The organism is Halodesulfurarchaeum formicicum, from assembly GCF_001886955.1.
In the GTDB taxonomy this organism is placed as follows: domain Archaea; phylum Halobacteriota; class Halobacteria; order Halobacteriales; family Halobacteriaceae; genus Halodesulfurarchaeum; species Halodesulfurarchaeum formicicum.
This window is the reverse complement of the sequence record NZ_CP016804.1, coordinates 296,174-311,800: the sequence shown is the minus strand read 5'-3', so window position 1 is coordinate 311,800 and position 15,627 is coordinate 296,174. Positions and strand designations below refer to the sequence as shown.

14 protein-coding genes are annotated in these 15,627 nt (G+C 65.6%); 8 read left to right on the top strand and 6 right to left on the bottom strand.

Annotated features, from left to right (window positions below):
• The first annotated feature begins 43 nt into the window (after nt 1-43).
• The 6 genes from HSR6_RS01530 to cruF all read left to right on the top strand — a co-directional run bounded on the left by HSR6_RS01530 (nt 44) and on the right by cruF (nt 6,916).
• Complete coding sequence (locus tag HSR6_RS01530; protein WP_071932613.1) at nt 44-289, top strand: DUF7533 family protein; 246 nt, start codon at nt 44-46, stop codon at nt 287-289.
• 258 nt (nt 290-547) lie between these two features.
• Nucleotides 548-2,632, top strand: a complete 2,085-nt coding sequence (locus HSR6_RS01525; RefSeq protein ID WP_071932612.1) for a hypothetical protein — start codon at nt 548-550, stop codon at nt 2,630-2,632.
• 97 nt (nt 2,633-2,729) lie between these two features.
• Nucleotides 2,730-3,665, top strand: a complete 936-nt coding sequence (gene mch, locus HSR6_RS01520) for a methenyltetrahydromethanopterin cyclohydrolase (RefSeq protein ID WP_071932611.1) — start codon at nt 2,730-2,732, stop codon at nt 3,663-3,665.
• 49 nt (nt 3,666-3,714) lie between these two features.
• Nucleotides 3,715-5,250, top strand: a complete 1,536-nt coding sequence (locus tag HSR6_RS01515) for a phytoene desaturase family protein (protein ID WP_070364286.1) — start codon at nt 3,715-3,717, stop codon at nt 5,248-5,250.
• A gap of 3 nt (nt 5,251-5,253) precedes the next feature.
• Nucleotides 5,254-6,081, top strand: coding sequence for a prenyltransferase (locus tag HSR6_RS01510; RefSeq protein WP_070364285.1), 828 nt, complete (start codon nt 5,254-5,256; stop codon nt 6,079-6,081).
• On the top strand, nt 6,074-6,916 hold the full coding sequence (cruF, locus tag HSR6_RS01505) for a bisanhydrobacterioruberin hydratase (protein ID WP_070364284.1): 843 nt from the start codon (nt 6,074-6,076) through the stop codon (nt 6,914-6,916). The genes HSR6_RS01510 and cruF overlap by 8 nt, the downstream gene beginning before the upstream one ends.
• Here cruF and HSR6_RS01500 read toward each other — a convergent pair.
• Together HSR6_RS01500 and HSR6_RS01495 are read right to left on the bottom strand one after the other, a co-directional pair.
• Nucleotides 6,887-7,840 (bottom strand): phytoene/squalene synthase family protein, encoded by a 954-nt coding sequence (locus HSR6_RS01500; protein WP_071932610.1) that lies wholly within the window; start codon nt 7,838-7,840, stop codon nt 6,887-6,889. The two genes, cruF and HSR6_RS01500, sit on opposite strands and share 30 nt — an antisense overlap.
• Nucleotides 7,841-7,912: 72 nt before the next feature.
• Nucleotides 7,913-9,523: a GTPBP1 family GTP-binding protein gene (locus HSR6_RS01495; protein ID WP_070364282.1), complete on the bottom strand. Its 1,611-nt coding sequence runs from the start codon at nt 9,521-9,523 to the stop codon at nt 7,913-7,915.
• Between the two features lie 366 nt (nt 9,524-9,889).
• On the opposite strand from HSR6_RS01495, the gene HSR6_RS01490 reads away from it, so the two are divergent.
• Nucleotides 9,890-11,257, top strand: a complete 1,368-nt coding sequence (locus tag HSR6_RS01490; RefSeq protein ID WP_233488544.1) for an RNA-guided endonuclease InsQ/TnpB family protein — start codon at nt 9,890-9,892, stop codon at nt 11,255-11,257.
• A gap of 52 nt (nt 11,258-11,309) precedes the next feature.
• On the opposite strand, the gene pyrF is transcribed toward HSR6_RS01490, so the two are convergent.
• Genes pyrF through HSR6_RS01475 form a run of 3 tightly spaced genes read right to left on the bottom strand, consistent with a single transcriptional unit; the run spans nt 11,310 to nt 12,921 of the window.
• A complete protein-coding gene (gene pyrF / locus HSR6_RS01485) occupies nt 11,310-12,107 on the bottom strand; it encodes an orotidine-5'-phosphate decarboxylase (RefSeq protein ID WP_070364280.1) in 798 nt (265 codons plus the stop codon).
• Entirely contained in the window at nt 12,104-12,475 is a 372-nt protein-coding gene (locus HSR6_RS01480; protein ID WP_070364279.1) for a hypothetical protein, read from the bottom strand. The genes pyrF and HSR6_RS01480 overlap by 4 nt, the downstream gene beginning before the upstream one ends.
• Nucleotides 12,475-12,921: a DUF2240 family protein gene (locus HSR6_RS01475; RefSeq protein WP_070364278.1), complete on the bottom strand. Its 447-nt coding sequence runs from the start codon at nt 12,919-12,921 to the stop codon at nt 12,475-12,477. Before HSR6_RS01475 ends, HSR6_RS01480 begins: the two co-directional genes overlap by 1 nt.
• A gap of 89 nt (nt 12,922-13,010) precedes the next feature.
• Here HSR6_RS01475 and HSR6_RS01470 point away from each other — a divergent pair, with 89 nt between their 5' ends.
• Nucleotides 13,011-13,397: a 30S ribosomal protein S8e gene (locus HSR6_RS01470; RefSeq protein ID WP_070364277.1), complete on the top strand. Its 387-nt coding sequence runs from the start codon at nt 13,011-13,013 to the stop codon at nt 13,395-13,397.
• Here the strand turns inward: HSR6_RS01470 and HSR6_RS01465 are convergent, their stop codons facing one another.
• Nucleotides 13,398-15,626, bottom strand: a complete 2,229-nt coding sequence (locus tag HSR6_RS01465) for a CDC48 family AAA ATPase (protein ID WP_071932608.1) — start codon at nt 15,624-15,626, stop codon at nt 13,398-13,400.
• Nucleotide 15,627 lies beyond the last annotated feature (1 nt).

Genomic DNA, 15,627 nt, shown 5'->3' with positions numbered 1-15,627 from the left:
AACGCGACGAACGGCTTTTCGTGCCGGAGGCAAAATCACCAGTATGTCGCAGCTGGGAATCGTCGATCTGTTCACGCTCGGTGGGACGCTTCTGTTCGCGCTCCCGATCGGCGTGTTCGGGCTCTCACTTCTCGCCCGCGGAGAGTTGCTGCTGGGGTTCGTCGGGACGGGGGTGGCGGCTGGGCTCGTGATGGTCGAGCGACTGCTTTGGACCCCGGAGGACGTGCCCGGCGAGTTCCTCCAGTCGCTCGCCGATCGGATTGTCGAACGGCCGCCCGAGGATCAGTGAGCGAGGGTTGTCCGAGCTATCCGAGGATCGGTGTTCTCCAACTGAAGATCTTTTTCCAGCGTGACCACCATCAATAATTTGACGAAGCAACCGGTTGAAGAAGCCCTATGACCGACCCGGAAACCGAGCCAGACGAGTCCGAATCGAGCGGGCGGCTCGACAAGCTAATCGAGGTGGCCATCGAGTTGCTAGATCTCTTCTGAGCAAAGTCATCCAACGGCCACGCTTTAACGGCTCACTCCCCTGAAAAGATATATCGTGTCACTCGACGATTCGACCACCGTCGACCGACGGACCTTCCTCACGGCAGCCACGGCACTTGGTATGTCCTCGCTGGCTGGCTGTTCGTCGATCTCGCCTGCCGAAGACGGCAAGACGAGTCCCCTGGACGAACAGCGCGCTCGCGAACTCGCCGAGCAGTTCGCCCCGACGCTGTACTTCGATGCCCACGAGAAGTGGTTTCCGACCGATCCACGGGTCTACGAGACCGAACAGGACGGCGAACCCATCGTCGACGGGTTCGACGCGTTCGACGGGTACACCGACCGAGCGAAAGAATCGGACAGCCCACCGGATCCGACGGTGTTCTACCACGGGGTCGGCTACGAGGAGTCGCCACTCGCGGTCATCCAGTTCTGGTACTACTCGACCTTCGACCAGTTCACGACGAACTTTCACTGGCATGACTGGGAGGTCCTCCACGTCTTCGTCGATACGGACACCGGTGAGCCACAGCTGTACGTCGCAAGCTCCCACTCGGGCACCGTGCCCAACAACGAGTTTCTCGACCCCGCCCCGGGGCGTATTCCCCGTATCCTCTCGGAACTCGGCTCACACTCCAGTGCGCTCTCGGTCAACGACGTCGCGGATCGGTTCCAGCGATTCTCCCTCGAAGATACCTTCGCGGACATCACCAACAGCAGCATCGAGGGCCTCGAAGACATCATCAACATCCCGATCGCGTACGGCCTGCCACGGGACGAGGGGTCACGACTCCCCTACGTGGTGCCCGAGCTCGATGGCGAGCCGATTTACGAGCACGATCGACTCCCCTCGATCGAGCCCGAAGACCTCATCGCCGAGGAACTGACGATCCGGTCGTTTGCCGACCTCACTTCGCCACCGGGGGACTTGCCCGGCCGGGCGACGGGCACGGTCTTTCAGTACGAGGAGAGCGACCGAGACGACGCCGTGGCCTACGACCTCGTCCCGACGAGCGAGGTCGAACACATCACCGACTTCACAGGCCCCCAGTTGAGCTTCGAGTTCGCCATCCCCGATTTCGCGGAAGACATGCTAGCAAGCCACATTACGACAGCCGGGGTTCCCTGGGAACAGGCCCGCTATGACGACCCGGCCGAGGACATCACCGAGCCAAACCACCGGTCGACGCTGGCCGACCGATACGACGCGATTTCCCAGCCGCCGTCGATTAATACGGTGATCGCCGGGATCACGGAGACAGTGACCAGCGAGGACGCCCCCGACGGCGAGGGGCTGACCACACAAGACCTCGGGGTCGAGTCCGTGGCGCTGCTCGAGAGCGAACCCGAAGCACTCCCCACCTTCCGCGGCGTGGCAGTCGCTCGGGACGTCCCGAGTGGGGACCATCGGTTGACGGTCAACGGCCCCGGTGTCGAACCCCACAGCGAATCGGTAAGAGTCGACGAGGAAGCGAGCGGGCCCACGACCGCCGGCGTCGAAGGAGAGATCCCGCTTGTCGCTCGCGAGCACTCGATGAAACTCGAAATCGACCCCGAGGGCGCGGACAGCGAGCTAAATGCCATGGCCATCGAGGACGATTTTGCCGGGCGCATCTACGATGCCCCGCTTCTCGACCGGGATGGCGTGTACCTCCACCAGGGCGGTGCCTACACGACCGAAGTCAGAGACACCGACGACGAACTCGGCGCGTATCGCGTCAACCCGACCGGCCAGGGGCGAGTCCGCCTCTCCGAACCCCGGACCGGCAAAGCCTCGCTTGCGACCTACCTCGCCGACGTCGCAACGGAGACGAGCGCGGCCGTCGCGGCACTCGCTGAGGAGGATGGCGAGACCGATTCGGAACCCGGTGGTGGCGCCGAGAACGCGATCCAGGGGCTCGCCCGCGCCCTCGAAGCTGTCGGCGAGGCCGCCCAGCGAGCAGCCGACCAGGCACGGGCCGGGGATCGAGGCCGTGCGGATGAAAGTCTGCGAACGGTCCAGGAGCGTCTCGGCCGCGTCCAGACGAGACTGGTCGAGGCGAGCGATCAGCTTCCGGCCGATCTCGAAAACGCGAACGAGCGTCGACTCGAACAGTTGAATCGTCGGGCCGATCAGGCACGGGAATCCTCGAAAGTGTGATGGTCGCGGTCGCAAACGGGCCGGAAGTAGAGCGCCATAGAGCTCGGTAACTCCCCAGGTACGAAACTCTTTATCCGAGGACGGAAAACCCCGGGCCATGGAGCCGCTCAACCGGATGGCCATCGAACTGGCCGACGAGGCGCTGGATTTTGCCGACGAACTCGGGGTCTCGCCCCACGAACTCCCCTCGGGCGCGACGGTCATCGACTTCGGCATCGAGGCCGACGGCGGGCTGGAGGCCGGCCTGCTGCTCACCGAGCTACAGACCGCCGGGCTGGCCACCGTCCAGACCCGGATGGACACCGTCGCCGATTTCCCCCGCCCCCACGTCGAACTCGCGACCGACCAGCCCGGGCTCGCCCTGCTCGGCTCCCAGAAAGCCGGCTGGGAACTCGCCCTGTCAGACTTCGAGGGGCTGGGTTCGGGCCCGGCCCGCGCCCAGGTCGCCGAAGAGACCGAGTACCAGCGCCTGGAGTACGCAGAGGCCTTCGACCTGTCCGTCCTGAGTGTCGAAACGGACCAGCAGCCAACGGATTCGGTCGCCGAGCACGTCGCCGAGCGGGCCGGCGTCGACCCCCAGGCCGTCTACCTGCCGGCCTACCGCACCGCCAGCCTGGCCGGGAGCGTCAGCGGGGCCGGTCGGGCCGCCGAACTCGCCGTCTTCCGGCTCTTCGAGCTAGGATATGACCCCACGGACGTAATCACCGCAAGCGGATCCGCCCCAGTGCCCCCTGTCGCGGCAAGCGAGGAGACCGCCATGGGTCGGGTCAACGACGCCGTCGTCTACGGCGGGGACGTCCATCTCACCGTTCGCGAGGACGATTCGGTGCTGGCAGACGTGGCCTCGACCGCCGCCGTGACCTACGGCGAGCCCTTCGAGGCCATCTACGAGCGTGTCGACTGGGACCTCTCCCAGATCGACCCGGCGGTCTTCGGCCCCGCCCGGGTGACCATCGACGTGCTTGGCGGGCCGACCTACACCGCCGGCGACCGCCACGAGTCGATCCTCGCGAGTAGTTTCGGCCTGGAGTGAGGTTACCGGGGCCCATCGCTTTTTGGTACCAGCCGTTGAATTACCTGACATGACTGTGCTCTCCGGTCGGGACGTGACCGTCGTCGGGGCCGGCTTCGGTGGGCTGGCCACCGCCGCCTACCTGGCCGACGCCGGGGCCGACGTGCGCGTGATCGAGAAAAACGAGGAACTGGGCGGGCGGGCGGCGGTCATGGAGGCCGAGGGCTTTCGCTTCGACATGGGGCCCTCCTGGTACCTGATGCCCGACGTCTTCGAGCGCTTTTTCGACCACTTCGACCGCTCGCCAGGGGAGTTCTACGACCTGGAGCATCTGGATCCACACTACCGGCTTTTCTTCAAGGAGAACGTCGGACCACGTCCGGACGGGGACCCACCAGGGCTCGACCGCCAGCCAGCGGGAGACCGCATCGACATCACCCCCGATCTGGACCGAACCATCGAACTCTTCGAGGCCTTCGAGGACGGGGCCGGGGCGGCCCTGCAGGACTACCTCGATAAGTCACAGGAGAACTACGAGATCGGGATGGAACACTTCGTCTACGAGGATCGCTCGCGCCTGCGGGATTTCCTCGATCCGCGGCTCGTGAAGTACGCCCGCGGTCTGACCCTGCTCGGGACGATGCAGGACCACGTCGAGGGCTACTTCGAACACCCCAAACTCCGCCAGATCATGCAGTACACCCTCGTCTTCCTCGGGGGCGCACCGCGAAACACCCCCGCGCTCTACAACCTGATGAGCCACGTCGATTTCAACCTCGGCGTGTTCTACCCCGAGGGTGGCATCGGCGGGGTCGTCGACGCCCTCGTCGAGTTGAACGAGGATCTGGGTGTCGAGTTTCACGCCGACGAGCCAGTTACGGCGATTCGCGGGACGCGAGGGAACTTCACCGTGCGCACGGACACGGGCGAGTACGCGACCGACCTCGTCGTCTCGGACGCCGATTACGCCCACACCGAGCAGGAACTCCTGAAGCCGGAAGCCCGCCAGTACGACGCCGAATACTGGGACTCACGAACGTACGCTCCCTCGGCATTCATGCTCTACCTGGGCGTCGAGGGCGAGGTGCCCGAACTGGCCCATCACACCCTCGTCCTGCCCGGGAACTGGGAGGACCACTTCGACACCATCTTCGAGAACCCGGCCTGGCCCGAGGACCCCGCCTACTACGTCTCGGTTCCGTCCGAGACCGACGACACGGTCGCACCCGCCGGCCACAGCGCGGTCGTGGTCCTCGTGCCTATCGCGCCTGGCCTGGACGACGACGAGGCGACCCGCCAGGCCTACCGGGACAAGATCCTTCGGGACCTGGCCGACGAGACTGACACCGACCTCCGGGATCGGATCGTCTTCGAGCGGATCGTCTCGGTCTCGGAGTACGAACAGTTCTACAACAGCGTCCAGGGCACGGCACTCGGCCTGGCCCACACGCTACGCCAGACCGCAGTGTTCCGGCCCGGCCATCGCTCCGGGGCCCTGGATGGGCTGTACTTCACTGGTTCGTACACCACGCCGGGCATCGGCGTCCCGATGACCTTGATCAGCGGCGAGCACACCGCGAACTACCTCATCGCGGACGAACGGTAGGCCATGCTCCGCTATCTCGTCGTCCTCTCCCGGCCCCGATTCTGGCTCTACCTGGCCGGGCCCGTGCTCGTGGGGGCCGCCTACGGCGCGTCGACTCTCGATGCGCTTCTCTCACCCACCGTCGGGTTGCTCGTTGGTTACTTCCTCCTGCCCGCGAACGTCTATCTCTACGGCGTCAACGACATCTTCGATCGGGACACGGACCAATACAACCCGAAAAAGGGGGGCCGGGAAGCCCGCTACCGGGACCAGTGGCCGGTCACCGTCGCGGTGCTGGGGAGCGGGCTGTTGCTGGTGCCCGTCGCGGCCACGCTCCCACGGGCGAGTTGGCCGGCACTGGCCGGGTGGGCCCTCCTTGCGACGGCCTATTCCGCCCCGCCGCTCCGGTTCAAGGCGCGGCCCCTGTTCGATTCGCTCTCGAACGGGCTCTACATCCTCCCGGGACTGGCGACGTTCACCGCGCTCGCGGGGAGTCAACCGCCCCTCGCCGCCGTCTTCGGTGGCTGGCTCTGGGCGATGGCGATGCACACCTTCTCGGCGATTCCCGATATCGAGCCGGATCGGGCGGCCGACCTGCGGACCACCGCCACCTGGCTGGGCGAGCGCGGCGCAGTCCGGTACTGCGGGCTGCTCTGGACCGGCGCCGCGCTCTCTTTCGGGCTGCTGGACTGGCGACTCGGGGCCGTTCTCGCCGTCTACCCGATCCTGCTCTGGGGAATCCGTCGGGCCGGAATATCGATCGACCGGGCCTACTGGTGGTATCCCGCGGTGAACACACTCGTCGGTGGGCTCTTGACCGTCGGCGGCCTCTCATCATTCGTCTATGGATAGGCGGGCCATCGAGGGCCGGCTGGAGACGCTGGTCTCCGAGAACCGGTTCACCATCGCGGTCGTGTTCCCCGTGGTCGGCGCGCTGTTGCTGCTCGGGAGTGCGGAAGGCTGGGTCCCGGAGCCGCTGGCCTTCCAGCCCACGATGGTCCTCTTCGGGACCGCGGTGATGCGGCTCCCACTGATCGTCGGCGTGCTCCCGCTCCTCGACCGCCGCGGCGCGATCGGCCTGCTCGCGCTCACCGGCTACGCCTACGGCATCGAACTGGTGGGCGTCCACACCGGCCTCCCCTACGGCGATTTTGCCTACCTGATCGAACTTGGGCCGATGCTCTTCGGGTCGGTGCCACTGGGCCTGCCGGTCTTTTTCTTCCCGCTGGTGTTGAACAGTTACCTGCTCGTCGTCCTGCTGGCCGGGGACCGGGCCCGCTCGACCCCAGTCAGGCTTCTCGGCACGCTCGGGATGGTCCTCGCGATGGATCTGGTGCTCGACCCCGGCGCGGTCGGCCTGGGCTTTTGGGCCTACGCCGAGGGCGGGGCCTACTACGGCGTTCCGGCCTCGAACTACGCGGGCTGGGTCCTCTCGGGGGCCGTCTCTGTCTGGATCTTCGACTGGATGCTCGATGGCACCGCGTTGCTCGATCGACTGGCTCGAACTCCCTTCATGCTCGATGATCTGGTGAGTTTCGTCATCCTCTGGGGCGGGATCAACCTCTACTTCGGGCACCTGGTCCCCGCGATCCTCGCGGTCCTCCTGGGACTGGGACTGGCTCGAACCGATCGGTTCGACACCGCGATCCGGCCGACACTACTGGGTCGGCGCCTCGACTGGCGGTAGGGGCTCCCGGTCGAGGTGGTCGGGCTCGCCGATGGCGGCTACGCGGTCGAAGACGGCCACGGGATCGCCAGAGAGCGCCCAGTGCAGTCGGGTGCGAGCAACCAGGGAGAGCTTGCGCCAGGTCGAAAGGGAGGGGCGCTCGCTCAGCACGTCGTACTCCTGGCTCGCGATGACATGGTGGTACTCGGCGTACAGCACCGCGGCGGCGAGCACCGGAAACTGGGTCCCTTTGGGGAGGTGACGGATCCCCGCCACGCCGACACGATACCGCGCTTCGGTCCGGGCGAGTTCGACCTGCATGGTCCGACGGAACCCGGTGTCGGCCTCGCCGGCTTCGAGCTGGTCGATCGTGACCCCGTAGGCCTGCCGCACCTCACCCGGCAGGTAAACGCGGTCGTAATCCCGAATGTCCTCGCGCACGTCCCGGAGGAAGTTCGTCAGCTGGAAGGCCTCAGCGAGAGCAGCGGCGTGCGGACGGGCTGCGGCCTCGTCGTCGACGTCCATCACCGCGAGCATCATGTTCGCGACGGCCACCGCCGACCCGCGCATGTAGGCGTCGAGTTCTTCTCGGGTCGCGTAGGGCTCGTGGTCGATGTCGGCGACCATGGCGTCGATGAAGGACTCGACCTCGTGCTCGGGGATATCGTACTTGACGAGGAGCTCCCGGGTGGCGAGCAACACTGGTTCGTCGGTCTCGGCCCGCCCGAGCACGGCCGCCCGGATATGTTCGAGTCGCTCGCGCTGGGAGTCCGGCGATCGATCCTCGGTGGTGTCGACGACGTCATCCGCGATGCGGAAGAAGGCATAGAGGACGTAGGTCGCCTCACGCACGTCCTTGGGAAACAGTCGAGTGGCGAGATAGAAGGTCCGGCCGGTACGGCGGTGGATTCGCTTGCTTTTCGCGAGTTGTGACCGGGAGGGCATGGGTTGGATTGACGTACCGTGGTGTTGGGTCGTTGGGTGGTTTGCTGTGGTGGTTCAGGCAGAACACGCCCCCTAATGGGAGTCGCGTCCGGGAATAGCTGTTACGGTCCCAACACCTTTGCTCTGTCCCTCGCGGAAGACAAACTGCTGGCCTTCCTCGATGAGGTAGGGGTTGAACTTGAACGTGATCTGTGCCCGGCCGGAGTCCCCCGGGAGCAACTGGCCGTCCAGCGGGTCGATGCGAGCGGCCTCGCTTACCGTCTCCAGATGGACGACCGGTTCGTAGCCCGTGTGGATGCGAGTCGGGTGGTTGAGCACCATCACCTCGGCCTCGAAGCTCCGGGTCGGGGTCGGATCGGCCGATCGGGGCACCAGTGCCATCCCTCGAGTGAGGTCTGACTCCTCGATTCCCGACAGGGCGATCCCGACGATCCGGCCCGCTTCGGCTCGATCGACGCGGTGGTAGTGGGTTTCGATCGACCGGGCCTCGACCGGCCGGAATCCAGTCTCCCCGACCGGACCGACGAGCAGTTCGTCCCCCGCCTCGACCGTTCCCGACTCGATCGTGCCCGAGGCAACTGGCCCCACGCCCGTGATTCGGTAGGTCCGGTCGATGTACATCCGGAAGTCACCGCCCGCTGCAGCGGTCTTGGGCAGACACTCGAAGAACGTATCGAGGATCGGGAGCCCGTCCATCGTGACCGCGCTCGTCCGGACGATGGGCACCACGCCGTCCCCGATCTCCTCGATGGCTGCCTCGACGCCGTGGCGGGACACCGAAAGCGGGCTCCGACCCGCCTGGCGGAGCAGGCGCTCGACGTCCCGCTCGACGGTTTCGACGGCCGCTTCGTCGACCATGTCGGTCTTGGTGATCGCGACGATAGTCGGGAGGTCCGTCGCCAGAAGCACGCCCAGGTGCTCCCGGGTGGTCGCGGTTGGCCCGTCGTCGGCGGCGACAGTGAGCAGCCCGTAGTCCAGTTTCTGGCCGAGCAGCCCCCGGATCGTGGTCGAGAGCCAGGGCTCGTGACCCACGGTGTCGACGAAGGAAACCACCCGGTCGGCGGACTCGACGACCGCCGCGCGTTCTGATTTCCGGTCGGGCTTCTCGACTCGAACCGGGCCCGCCTCGTCGAAGCCATAGACCCCATACGAGAGGTCCGCGCTCAGTCCGCGCTCGACCTCGTGGGGCTTGACGTCCAGGTAGGAACGCATGCCGCCCTCGCCGTCGTCCGGGCGGCCGGTCACGAGGCTACCGACCAGGGTGCTCTTGCCGTGATCGACGTGGCCCGCCGTGCCGACGATGAGGTGGTCGGTGGCGACTTCCAGGGCCCCGCCGTCCTGGATCGTCGCCACGCCGACCAGCCCACCGTTTTCGGTCCCCCAGGTCTCGACGGATTCGAGGTGGGCGCCGGCCTCCTCGGCCAGCAGGCTCAACACGTCCATCGACTCGGAGAAGGCCGCCTGTGAGATCCCCGCGATCGCGCCGTCGTCGGTCACGCCCACGACGTAGGTGGCCTCGCCGTCCCCGGAGAGTACGCGATGGCGAAGCTGTGCCGCCAGACTCTCGAAGCGTGCCTCGGAGAGATGGACCTCCCGGGAGAGCCGCTCTTTGAACTCGACGCGGCCGTCGGTCCGTTCGCCCTGCGAGAGCGCCTCCTGGAGCAGGGCCCGGTCACCGGCCATGAACGGGGGTTCGGGAGTGTCGGAGTTAAGCCTACCTGTAACAGCGAGAGAGTCCCGCCCTTACCGTGAGGGGCGAGCGTTCCGACAGAACGTCGGAACCGAGGACTGAACAGGGCGGGCGTGAATCGCGTAAGCTCCCGTGAGAAACCGCCGCGTTACTTCTGGTCTTGAGTCTCCAACGTTTCGAGTCCCGTTTCCAGCACCTCGATATACGCTTCATCGAGCGACAGGTCGTTTGCTTCGGCGTAGTCTTTCACCCGTCCGTGTAGTCCATGTGAAATATCTATTGCTGGTCGCATTGTCGCACAAGACTTATTTAACGTACAGACGTGAAAACAATTGTGGCATGAAGCGTACACGTTCGCTGTGCGACCGCTTTCCGATACTGGAGAGCAACTGCTACGGGACCTGTTGGACGCTTCCGCCGCTCTCTGGAACGAGGTCAATTACCAGCGCCTCATGCGGTACAACGACGAGGACGGCTTCGACGGCGGCGTATGGGACGCCGATACAGGCCGACTCGAAGGCAAATACAAAAGCGTTCTCGGCGCGTCCACCGCCCAACAGGTGATACGCAAAAACAGCGAAGCGTGGCGCGGGTTCTTCGACACGAAGAACAAGTACCACGACGAGTCGAATACGTCGGTTACGGAACACCCAGAACCCCCGGGGTTCCGTGGGAACGAGGACGATGGACGTGTACTCAAAGGCGTCATTCGCAACACGTCGTACACCGTCGAATGGGGCGAGCGGTCCCGACTTGAGATACTTGTCGGGAGCGAGTTGAAAGACCGATATGATCACACCGGGCGTCTCCGACTCGAAATCGCTGGCGACCCGAATTGGCCCGAATACGAGAAACAGGGTCGGTTGGACCTGTGGTACGACGAGACTGACGGCACCTTCCGAGCTTCGCAACCCGTGACTCTTTCTGCCGAGACACGGGATACTCCACTGGCCGACGAAAAGGCCGCTCTGGACATTGGTGCGAACAATCTCGTTGCCTGTACCACCACAACTGGCGAGCAATACCTGTACGAAGGCCGCGAGTTGTTCCAACGATTCCGTGAGACGACGCGAGAAATCGCCCGGTTACAGTCCAAGTTGCCCGAGAGACGGAGTCTCTCGGAATCACGGAAGACGGAGTCTTCCGGACGACTACGGGAAGGCCGATACAGTAGCAAACGTATCCGGCGGCTGTACCGGAAACGGACTCGTCGCCGCGACCACGCCCAAGAAGCACTGTGTCGTGACCTGCTGGAACGGCTGTACGCCGAAGGTGTCGATACTGTATATATCGGTGGCTTGACCGACGTACTCGAAAGACACTGGTCGGTCAGGGTGAACGCCAAGACACACAACTTCTGGGCGTTCAAGCAATTCACCGACCGACTGGTCAGTACCGCCGAGGAATACGGTATCTCGGTGGAAGTCCGGTCGGAAGCGTGGACCAGCCAAGAGTGCCCCCAGTGTGGCGGCACAGACCGAACGACACGGCATCAGGACACGCTCACCTGCCCGTGTGGGTTCGAGGGACACGCCGACCTTACAGCGTCAGAAACGTTCCTGAAGCGGTATACGAACAAAGAAGTCAGGCCGATGGCACGGCCCGTGCGGTTGGAGTGGGACAGCCACGAATGGCTGGAGCTATCACACTCTCATCGTCCCAAACAACAGCGCACAGACCCGAGTACCGTCCACCGTGACGGGAATGTTGCTTCCGGGGAATCTTAGACAGGCTGAGACTCCCACGGAGGAAACCACGCGGTTCACCGCGCGGAGGATGTCATCCCCGGTAGGCGTTCAGCTCATCGCGCAGCCGTTTGGCCGCGACGCCAGCCGCCCGCTCCCAGTTCGGTCCGTCCTCGCCAGCGAAGATGATTCCCCGGGACGAGTTCACGAGGCCCACGCCATCGGCCAGACCGGCCGTCGCCGCGGCCTCGATGTCCCCGCCCTGTGCTCCGACCCCGGGGACGAGAAATGGCAATTCGGGCACCCGATCCCGCAGCGATTCAAGTTCGTCCGGTGCCGTCGCCCCCACCACCAGCCCTACGTTGCCGTGTTCGTTCCAGCCGGCCGCGAGGTCGGCCACGCGCTCGTAGACGGTCCGACCGTCGGTCAGTTCGCGGTCCTGGAGGTCCGCCCCACCCGGGTTCGAGGTCCGGCAGAGGACGAACACGCCCTTCTCGGCCTTCGAGAGGAAGGGCTGCAGGGAGTCACCGCCCAGATAGGGGTTGACCGTGATCCCGTCGGCGTGTTCGAGCAGGTCGGCGTACTGGCGGGCGGTGTTCCCGATGTCCCCGCGCTTGGCGTCCAGAAGCACCGGCACGTCCTTCCCGTGGGCGTAGGCGATCGTCTCCCGGAGGGCCCGCCAGCCGTCGGGATCCTCGTAGAAGGCGGCGTTTGGCTTGTAGGCCGCGGCGTACTCGTGGGTCGCGTCGATGATCCGGCGGTTGAAGGCGAATCGAGGTAAATCAGCGTCCCGAACCGAGTCGGGAAGCCGGGCCGGGTCGGGGTCCAGCCCCACGCTCACGACGCTGTCGATCCGATCGATTCGGTCCCCGAGGGCCGCGAAGAAGCTCATTGGGACGGGAGTACCGCCCGGAGCACATCAATGACCCGTTTCACCGCCGCCCCGCGCTCGACGAAGAGCAGTGTTGCCGGCGGCGTCGTCGCCTTCGGTCGCACCCGGAGCCCGGCCTCGCGACCCGCCTCGGCCACGGTCGCGGGGGCCTCGCTGAAGGAGAGAACCAATCGCGTATCCTGTTTGGTCGCCTCGAAGACCGGCTCCGAGCCGTCCTGAACGGCAAACGCCGGGGTGTCGAGAGTGTCGGGTTCGGCGTCGAGATCGACGACCGTCAGTCGATCGAAGGGCGGGTCGGTGAACCCCTCGATCTCGGCCCGGAGCAGCGTCGCCAACCGGTCGGGATCGGTGATCTCGTCCTCGACCATCAGGAACGCAACTCCGTGGTGACTTCGGTGGCGATCTCGGAGACATCGACGCCCTGCTTTCGAGCGTAGAGCACGCCCGCCGTCCCGGCAGTCACCGAAAGGGACTCCTGGAGGGTGTTGATCGCGGCGACGGTCTCGCGGCGGTCCAGCCCCGACGCGACGAGCGTGTCGATTATCGCCTCGATCGGCGACTGGTCCTGGAAGAGCGCCTCGTCCGGCACGAACCCGTCGGGGACGGTGACCGAGGTTGGGTCGAACGTGGCCTGGAGTTCCTCGTCGGCCGACTGGAGAAGCCCCCGCTTCTGGCCGAGTTCGATCAGCGTCTTTGCCTGATCGGGGGAGACCCAGTTGCGATCCACCGCCAGATCGACCACGAAGGCCTGTTCGGTGAGTTGGTCCCGCCCCGCCCGCTGGAAGGGCGCGGCGACCGCCACACGCAGACTCATCGTGGGAGAGATGGCCCGCCGACCCTAAACGGTTCGGTTCCCCGATCCCAAGCGAGGGGTTAAAGTGTGCGCTGGGGCTGGATATGGGTATGCAAGATCAGGGCCGCTCTACGCGCACCAAGACCGGTGGTCGCATCCACCCCCACGCGAACAAGAAGAAACACCAGCTCGGCAACAACCCGACCGAGACCCAGTTCGACGAGCCGTCCTACCGGACGGTGGCGGGCCGAGGCAACACCTCGAAGATCCGCGCGCTCGCGACCAACGTCGCCAACGTGACGACCGAGGGCGAGACCGAACGCGTCGAGATCGAGAACGTCGTCGACAACCCCGCGAACCCGAACTACGCTCGCCGGAACATCATCACGAAGGGCGCGATCATCGAGACCGAACTCGGCTTCGCGCGGGTGACCTCCCGACCCGGCCAGACCGGCCAGGTCAACGCGATGACCGTCGACTACGAGCCCGAGGAGTAATTACTGGAAGCCGACGTGGCGTTCGTGGTCCCGACCCGTAGCGGCGGGGCCCGTCCCTCCTGTCAGTTCTTCTTCGACCTGGTCGTAGTACTCGAGCAGGTCATCGGTCACCGTCGGACGCACGTCCTCCAGGGCCGCCCGGAAGTGTGGCATCTCCACGGCCTCGGCGTCGGGGTCGTCCCGCAGCGCCTCGATGGCGGCTTCCCGGGCGACTGTCGCCAGGTCCGAACCCACGAAGCCGTCGGTCCGTTCGGCGATCTCCCGCAGACTCACGTCCGGCGAGAGCGGCGTGTCCGCCGTGTGGATCCGCAGGATCTCCTCGCGACCAGCCTCGTCGGGCTGGCCGACCATCACCAGGCGGTCGAACCGGCCCGAGCGAATCAGCGCGGGGTCGATGATATCGGGACGGTTCGTCGCGGCGACGACCATGACCCCCTCCATCTGTTCGAGGCCATCGAGTTCAGTCAGCAACTGATTGACCACCCGCTCGGACACGTTGTTGCCCGCGTCCTGGCCCCGGCCGGGGGCCAGGCTGTCGAGTTCGTCGAAGAAGACCACCGTGGGGCTGACCTGTCTGGCCTTCCGGAAGGTCTGGCGGATGGCCTTCTCGGATTCGCCGACCCACTTCGAGAGGAGCTGTGGCCCGCGCACGCTGATGAAGTTGGCGTCGGTCTCGTTTGCCACCGCCTTGGCCATCAGGGTCTTGCCCGTCCCGGGCGGCCCGTAGAGCAACACGCCCGCAGGCGGGTCCACGCCCAGGCGCTCGAAGTTCTCCGCACCGGAGAGGGGCCACTCGACGCTCTCTTTGATCTGGGATTTGACCGATTCGAGGCCACCGACGTCGTCCCAGGTGACCTTCGGGAGTTCGACCAGCACCTCCCGCATCGCCGAGGGCTCGACCTCGTTGAGCGCCCCTTCGAAGTCCCGTTCGGTGACGATCATCCGGTCGATCAGCGAGGCTGGCACCTCCTGTTCGTCCAGGTCGATCTCGGGGAGATAGCGACGGAGCGCCCGCATCGCAGCCTCCTTGGAGAGGGACTCGATGTCCGCGCCCACGAAGCCGTGGGTGTCATCCGCGAGTTCGGAGAGCTCGACGTCCTCGGCCAGGGGCATCCCGCGGGTGTGAACCCGCAGGATCTCCTCGCGGCCGACCTCGTCCGGAACGCCGATCTCGATCTCGCGGTCGAATCGGCCCGGACGACGCAGCGCCGGATCGACGGCATCGACCCGGTTGGTCGCCGCGATCACGATGACCTGACCACGTCCCTCCAGGCCGTCCATCATGGTCAACAGCTGGGCGACGACCCGGCGCTCGACCTCGCCGGTCACGTCCTCGCGTTTCGGCGCGATGGAGTCCAGTTCGTCGATGAAGACGATCGCCGGGGCGTCCTCTTTGGCGTCCTCGAAGATCTCCCGGAGTTGCTGTTCGGATTCGCCGTAGTACTTCGAGATGATCTCCGGGCCGGCGATGGAGAAGAAACTCGCGGCGGTCTCGTTGGCCACGGCCTTCGCGAGGAGGGTCTTGCCCGTCCCGGGCGGGCCGTGGAGGAGTACGCCCTGTGGTGGCTCGATGCCGAGCTTCTTGAACACCTGTGGGTGTTTCATCGGCAACTCGACCATCTCCCGGACCCGCTGGATCTCCTTGTCCAGGCCGCCGATGTCCTCGTAGGTGATGCCGCCGCCAGTGCGCTCGAAGCCGGCGATGGGTTCCTCGCGGAGTTCGACTTCGGTGTCCTCGGTGATCAGCACCGTACCCTCCGGCTCGGTCTCGACGGCGATCAGCGGGATCGCCTGCCCCGGCGAGCGCATGAAGGGGTGGTTGGTGCTGGACATCACGGGGACGATATCGTGGGCGACGACGGGGCGTTTGAGGATCTGGCGTTTGACCATTCCGGCCGCGTCCGAGCCGAACTGCACGCTTGCGTCCTCCGGCGGCGCGAGCACCAGTCGGTCGGCCGGTTCGGTGCTGGCCTTCCGGATGGTGACCCGTTCGCCGATGCCGACGTCGGCGTTCTGTCTGGTGAACCCGTCGATCCGGACGGTGTCGCTGTTCCAGTCCTGGCGGTCGGCCCGCCAGACCTTCGCGGCCGTCCACTCCGCCCCTTCGATCTCGATGATGTCGCCGGGGCTGAGTTTGAGATGCAACAGCGTATCCGGATCGAGACGAGCGATACCGCGGCCCGAGTCGTTCGGGTAGGCCTTTGCCACCTCGAGTTGGACTTCGTTCATG

Excerpts from the sequence above, each read along its gene's own strand:
- mch (WP_071932611.1), top strand. The coding sequence starts at position 2,730 with ATGGAGCCGCTCAACCGGATGGCCATCGAACTGGCCGACGAGGCGCTG.
- HSR6_RS01480 (WP_070364279.1), bottom strand. The coding sequence starts at position 12,475 with ATGGTCGAGGACGAGATCACCGATCCCGACCGGTTGGCGACGCTGCTC.
- HSR6_RS01510 (WP_070364285.1), top strand. The coding sequence starts at position 5,254 with ATGCTCCGCTATCTCGTCGTCCTCTCCCGGCCCCGATTCTGGCTCTAC.
- HSR6_RS01475 (WP_070364278.1), bottom strand. The coding sequence starts at position 12,921 with ATGAGTCTGCGTGTGGCGGTCGCCGCGCCCTTCCAGCGGGCGGGGCGG.
- HSR6_RS01495 (WP_070364282.1), bottom strand. The coding sequence starts at position 9,523 with ATGGCCGGTGACCGGGCCCTGCTCCAGGAGGCGCTCTCGCAGGGCGAA.
- HSR6_RS01530 (WP_071932613.1), top strand. The coding sequence starts at position 44 with ATGTCGCAGCTGGGAATCGTCGATCTGTTCACGCTCGGTGGGACGCTT.
- pyrF (WP_070364280.1), bottom strand. The coding sequence starts at position 12,107 with ATGAGCTTCTTCGCGGCCCTCGGGGACCGAATCGATCGGATCGACAGC.
- HSR6_RS01500 (WP_071932610.1), bottom strand. The coding sequence starts at position 7,840 with ATGCCCTCCCGGTCACAACTCGCGAAAAGCAAGCGAATCCACCGCCGT.
- cruF (WP_070364284.1), top strand. The coding sequence starts at position 6,074 with ATGGATAGGCGGGCCATCGAGGGCCGGCTGGAGACGCTGGTCTCCGAG.
- HSR6_RS01465 (WP_071932608.1), bottom strand. The coding sequence starts at position 15,626 with ATGAACGAAGTCCAACTCGAGGTGGCAAAGGCCTACCCGAACGACTCG.
- HSR6_RS01470 (WP_070364277.1), top strand. The coding sequence starts at position 13,011 with ATGCAAGATCAGGGCCGCTCTACGCGCACCAAGACCGGTGGTCGCATC.
- HSR6_RS01515 (WP_070364286.1), top strand. The coding sequence starts at position 3,715 with ATGACTGTGCTCTCCGGTCGGGACGTGACCGTCGTCGGGGCCGGCTTC.